Origin of the sequence: Streptococcus hepaticus (genome assembly GCF_043656315.1) — a bacterium.
In the GTDB taxonomy this organism is placed as follows: Bacteria; Bacillota; Bacilli; order Lactobacillales; family Streptococcaceae; genus Streptococcus; species Streptococcus hepaticus.
This window is the reverse complement of sequence record NZ_JBINIY010000030.1, coordinates 1-4,731: the sequence shown is the minus strand read 5'-3', so window position 1 is coordinate 4,731 and position 4,731 is coordinate 1. Positions and strand designations below refer to the sequence as shown.

Genomic DNA, 4,731 nt, shown 5'->3' with positions numbered 1-4,731 from the left:
ACTACTGACGAAAGACAATCACCTGGCCTTTCGTGCCTTTGGTGAAAATTATTTTGCTAGGGGAAAGGATGGCATTTTAACGACTCTAGTGACGGTCAAGTGCTTTGGTGAAGGACGGATGCCCATTGATATGAGTCGCTATTTCTCAACTCCTGAACCGACAGTTGAAAATAGCTTAACCCTGTAAGGAGGTGCCTATGCTTGAGGTATATCTAGGAAATAATGCCAATACAAATCAAGACTTACTAGCCATTTTGACGACCTATGGTGTGACTTATCGTTGTATAAAAGCGTGTGATGTAAACCGTGAAATCTTACTGTCACTCTTTGCTAAAACCACGGATTGTTTTGAGTTGCTGTCGCCACGATTTCTTCGCTTTAAGCGTCAATATACGATAAGTTTGAATGAGATGGTTCAGCTTATTCTCCAAAAGCTAGACCAGAACCTTCGTCTGCCTCTCATTGTCTGTCAGGATCATGTCTATCCAGCTATTGGGCTAGACGAAGTGCGAACCTTTCTTCCCAGACAGGAAAAAGAAGAGCTGTTTCAGGCCAGTCTGATGAAACAGGTGACAGGGTAGGTGTGAAGATGAATGAACGATTTTGGGACAATTTAGAAATCATTCTGGCAGAAAAAGACCTCACTTGGGCAAAACTAGCTCGCCAAGTATTCAAAGGTCAATATGTTTATCCAAGTGAATTTAATCGCCTTTATCAAAAACTGCGACATTACAAATCCAATCGTCTGATGCCACAAACAAGATGGGTTGAGCGTATTGTTCTAGTCTTAGAAATTGATTATGAAGATTTATTTAAGAGGTGACAATGATAAGGATAGTGTTGTTTTATCTAGCCATACAGCTTAACGGTCTTCTGGTTAGTTTATACCTGAAAGAGTATCTGACAATAGAGGGTATAGTCTTGCTACAATTGGTCCTATTAAGTGTGACTTGCTTAGAGATTGCCCGTCATAAAACTCTTCAAGCAAAAAATATAACCTTAAGCAATCGCCTAAGTTGGTTGCTTCTTGGTTTTGTGTGTATGGTTGCTTTTGCAGTCTTCATCAGCTTCCTATTTCCAGTTCAGACTAGGAATCAAGCGGTATTGGTACAAGTAGGAAAACAGGTTCTTCCTATTATCTTTTTATTGTTTCTGGCCAATGCAAGCATCCTTGAAGAGATTGTTTATAGGCAATTTCTGTGGGAAAAATTGATATTCCCTTTTGTACAAATAGGCGTGACCAGTTTTCTCTTTGTTCTATCGCATGGACCCAATCAGTTAGGGAGTTGGCTCATGTATAGCTGTCTTGGCTTGACCCTGGCTGTTGTTCGGTTGAAAACTGATTGTATGACGGCAATCGCCTTACATTTACTTTGGAATAGTTTGGCTTATGTCGTAACTTTCTTGTGATACCAAAATCAAGAGTGCTTACGTATTATGGAAGCACCTTATGTTTGATAGGGAATCGAAAAAAGAGGAGGTCACCATGTCATCTGAACAACAAGAACGTCAAGCGATGCAATACGTGGAAAGAAGTAGTTTATTGACAGTCAGAACCTTCTTAAAGCTCTTAGAATGGTCGGCTAGGCAAGCCTTAGCTCAAGATTCAGCTTATAAGATTGGGGTTCAAAAACTGGAAGAACTCCTTCAAAGCCCTTATGCAATTGAAGCGATTGATGTTAGTAAAGACATACTGGATAAGCCAATCGATGTGGAGAAATTTAAGGAGTTGATGGAGTCAGAAAAACTGCCAATTGCAATTAGTTGGCAAAAAGACTATCTCTACTTTTATGCCAAGGATAAGACCTTGCTCGATCATCACTTGGATGAATTGTTGAAGAAACTGATGTCTAATCCAGAGAAGCTAGAAGGTTTAACCTTTGATAAAACCTTGGATCAAGAGATAGAACTGGCCAAAGAGAAAATTAGAGTGACAGAACCTTCGGCAGTCAAAACCAAGGAGGTGACCTTGTAATGTATTCCAGGCAAAAAGCATTTGTCTTTGGTCTCTTGGGTCTCGCCTTTGGCTATTTCTGCCATCGTCTAACTCTACTCTATGATAGTTTAACCAATGCCCCACCTATGGAACGATTTGCCTACCTCTTAGGAGAGGGGTTAAATCAGGTTTTCAATCCTTTATGGCTATTTTCCTTTACTCAAAAATCTCTTCTTGCCTTTATCCTTGGGGTTCTAACGATGACACTAGTCTATCTTTATGTATCGACAGGACAGAAAGTCTATCGAGAAGGGGAAGAATACGGTTCTGCACGGTTTGGAACCAGTAAGGAAAAGCGGAACTTTTACAGTAAGAATCCTTTTAATGACACGATTTTGGCTCGTGATGTTCGTCTAACCTTGTTGGAAAAGAAGAAACTCCAGTTTGACCGAAATAAAAATTTGATTGTCATTGGGGGTTCTGGGGCAGGTAAGACCTTTCGCTTTGTGAAACCCAACCTTATCCAACTTAACTGTTCCAATATTGTCGTAGATCCGAAAGACCATTTGGCTGAGAAGACAGGTAAACTCTTTTTAGAGAACGGTTATCAGGTCAAGGTTTTAGACTTGGTTAATATGACCAATTCGGACGGTTTTAATCCCTTTCGTTATGTAGAAACAGAGAATGATTTGAACCGCATGTTAACGGTCTATTTTAACAATACCCGTGGGTCTGGTTCTCGCAGTGATCCATTTTGGGACGAGGCTTCCATGACATTGGTGAGAGCTATTGCCTCTTATTTGGTGGATTTTTACAATCCTCCAGGAAGTTCCAAGCAAGAGCAGGAAGCAAGACGTAAGCGTGGCCGTTATCCAGCCTTTTCTGAGATTGGGAAACTCATCAAACTCTTATCAAAGGGAGATAATCAGGACAAAAGTGTTCTTGAAGTCCTGTTTGAAGATTACGCTAAAAAATACGGTCACGAGAACTTTACCATGAGAAACTGGGCGGATTTTCAGAACTACAAGGACAAGACCTTGGATTCGGTCATTGCTGTCACAACAGCTAAATTTGCCCTTTTTAATATCCAATCGGTGATTGATTTGACGCAAAGAGACACTATGGATTTGAAAACGTGGGGCACTCAAAAGACCATGGTCTATCTTGTTATTCCAGACAATGATACGACCTTTCGTTTCCTATCTGCTTTATTTTTCTCTACGGTTTTCTCAACTTTGACCAGGCAGGCTGATGTTGACTTTAAAGGGCAACTGCCGATTCATGTTAGAAGCTATCTGGATGAGTTTGCGAATGTCGGAGAAATCCCCGACTTCGCTGAACAAACCTCAACAGTTCGTTCTAGGAATATGAGTCTTGTGCCTATTCTCCAAAATATCGCTCAACTCCAAGGACTTTATAAGGAAAAAGAAGCTTGGAAAACTATACTGGGAAACTGTGATAGCCTCCTCTATTTGGGTGGAAATGACGAGGAAACTTTCAAATTTATGAGTGGTCTATTAGGCAAACAAACCATTGATGTCAGAAGTACCAGTCGCTCTTTTGGGCAAACAGGCTCAAGTTCTACCTCCCACCAGAAAATTGCTCGTGACTTGATGACGGCTGATGAAGTCGGGAATATGAAACGAGATGAGTGTCTCGTACGCATTGCAGGGGTTCCTGTTTTTCGAACCAAGAAATATTTTCCACTCAAACATAAGAATTGGAAATGGCTTGCGGATAAGGAAACCGATGTACGCTGGTGGCACTATCATATCAATCCACTAACCGCTGAGGAAGAGGTAGATTTGTCAGGCCATAAAATAAGGGATTTAAGCACAGAAACGACACTACATTAATAGAAATGAGGAATTATATGAATCAAAAACTAACAGGCTTTGTTTACGGAGTGGACGCCAGCTCCATGTTCTCCCAAGCCATGTCTCTATTACAAAAAGGCTTAATTGCAGTAGGAGCCTTTCTTGTTGTCATGGGCATTATCAACCTTTCCACCAACATTAAAGATGGTGGGCCAGGTGTCCGAAATGCCATTCTAGAAATTGTTGGTGGGGTCATGGTGGGAGCCGCTGGTGCTTTTGTGACACAGATTACCATTTAGGGGAGGATAGCACATGACATGATAATGAATTTTACGTCACCTTTTGTATTTCTAGCCTCTGAAAAAGTATCTAGCGATAGCCTTTTTGAAGGGTTTCAAGTGGATTTAGAATCAACCGCCAACTTGGTTAAGTCACTAGCGGACTTTAATCCGACGGTGTGGTCTTACATGACAGCCATTACCAAGGGGATTATGCAGCCCTTGGGAGTAGCTATTCTTGCGGTTGTTCTCGTACTCGAATTTTCAAAAATGGCCAAGAAAATCGCAAACTCAGGTGGTGCAATGACCTTTGAAGCCATAGCACCTATGATTGTCAGCTACATCATGGTCGCGATCGTGATTACCAATACGACGGTTATTGTGGAAGCCATTATTGCCACTGCCTCTTATGTTATTGAACAAGTGGCAAGTCTTGTCACGAATGGCGGTGCCAGTTACGATACCGTCTCAGGCATCAAGGGTTCTGGAATTGTAGGAAAAATGATTATTGGGTTTTTTGCGATTCTCATTTGGTTGGTACGAATGGCCAGTATCATGGTTGTCAATATCTTGATTACCATTCGCTTTATCCAACTCTATCTGATGATACCTTTTGCCCCTGTTACCATTCCAACCTTTCTTAGTGATGACTGGAGAAGTGTTGGGATTGGCTATCTTAAGAACATCATGGTCTATGCCG

7 protein-coding genes and 1 pseudogene are annotated in these 4,731 nt (G+C 41.3%); all 8 read left to right on the top strand.

Going from position 1 to position 4,731, the window contains the following annotated elements; all coding sequences use genetic code 11:
• A pseudogene (locus ACHUFA_RS10825) lies at window positions 1-187 on the top strand (hypothetical protein); the annotation flags it as partial.
• A gap of 10 nt (window positions 188-197) precedes the next feature.
• The gene (locus ACHUFA_RS10820; protein ID WP_394406065.1) at window positions 198-581 is read left to right on the top strand and encodes a thioredoxin domain-containing protein; all 384 of its coding nucleotides are present in this window, start codon (window positions 198-200) and stop codon (window positions 579-581) included.
• Window positions 582-589: 8 nt separating this feature from the next.
• Window positions 590-823, top strand: coding sequence for a transcriptional regulator (locus tag ACHUFA_RS10815; protein WP_394406063.1), 234 nt, complete (start codon window positions 590-592; stop codon window positions 821-823).
• Window positions 824-825: 2 nt separating this feature from the next.
• Window positions 826-1,410, top strand: a complete 585-nt coding sequence (locus tag ACHUFA_RS10810; protein WP_394406061.1) for a CPBP family intramembrane glutamic endopeptidase — start codon at window positions 826-828, stop codon at window positions 1,408-1,410.
• A gap of 76 nt (window positions 1,411-1,486) precedes the next feature.
• On the top strand, window positions 1,487-1,975 hold the full coding sequence (locus ACHUFA_RS10805; RefSeq protein WP_172052111.1) for a hypothetical protein: 489 nt from the start codon (window positions 1,487-1,489) through the stop codon (window positions 1,973-1,975).
• Entirely contained in the window at window positions 1,975-3,792 is a 1,818-nt protein-coding gene (locus ACHUFA_RS10800; protein WP_394406059.1) for a VirD4-like conjugal transfer protein, CD1115 family, read from the top strand. The genes ACHUFA_RS10805 and ACHUFA_RS10800 overlap by 1 nt, the downstream gene beginning before the upstream one ends.
• Before the next feature lie 17 nt (window positions 3,793-3,809).
• Window positions 3,810-4,052, top strand: a complete 243-nt coding sequence (locus ACHUFA_RS10795; RefSeq protein WP_001072182.1) for a hypothetical protein — start codon at window positions 3,810-3,812, stop codon at window positions 4,050-4,052.
• An 18-nt stretch (window positions 4,053-4,070) separates the two neighbouring features.
• The coding region (locus ACHUFA_RS10790; RefSeq protein ID WP_394406056.1) for a VirB6/TrbL-like conjugal transfer protein, CD1112 family at window positions 4,071-4,731 on the top strand (661 nt) is incomplete at its 3' end.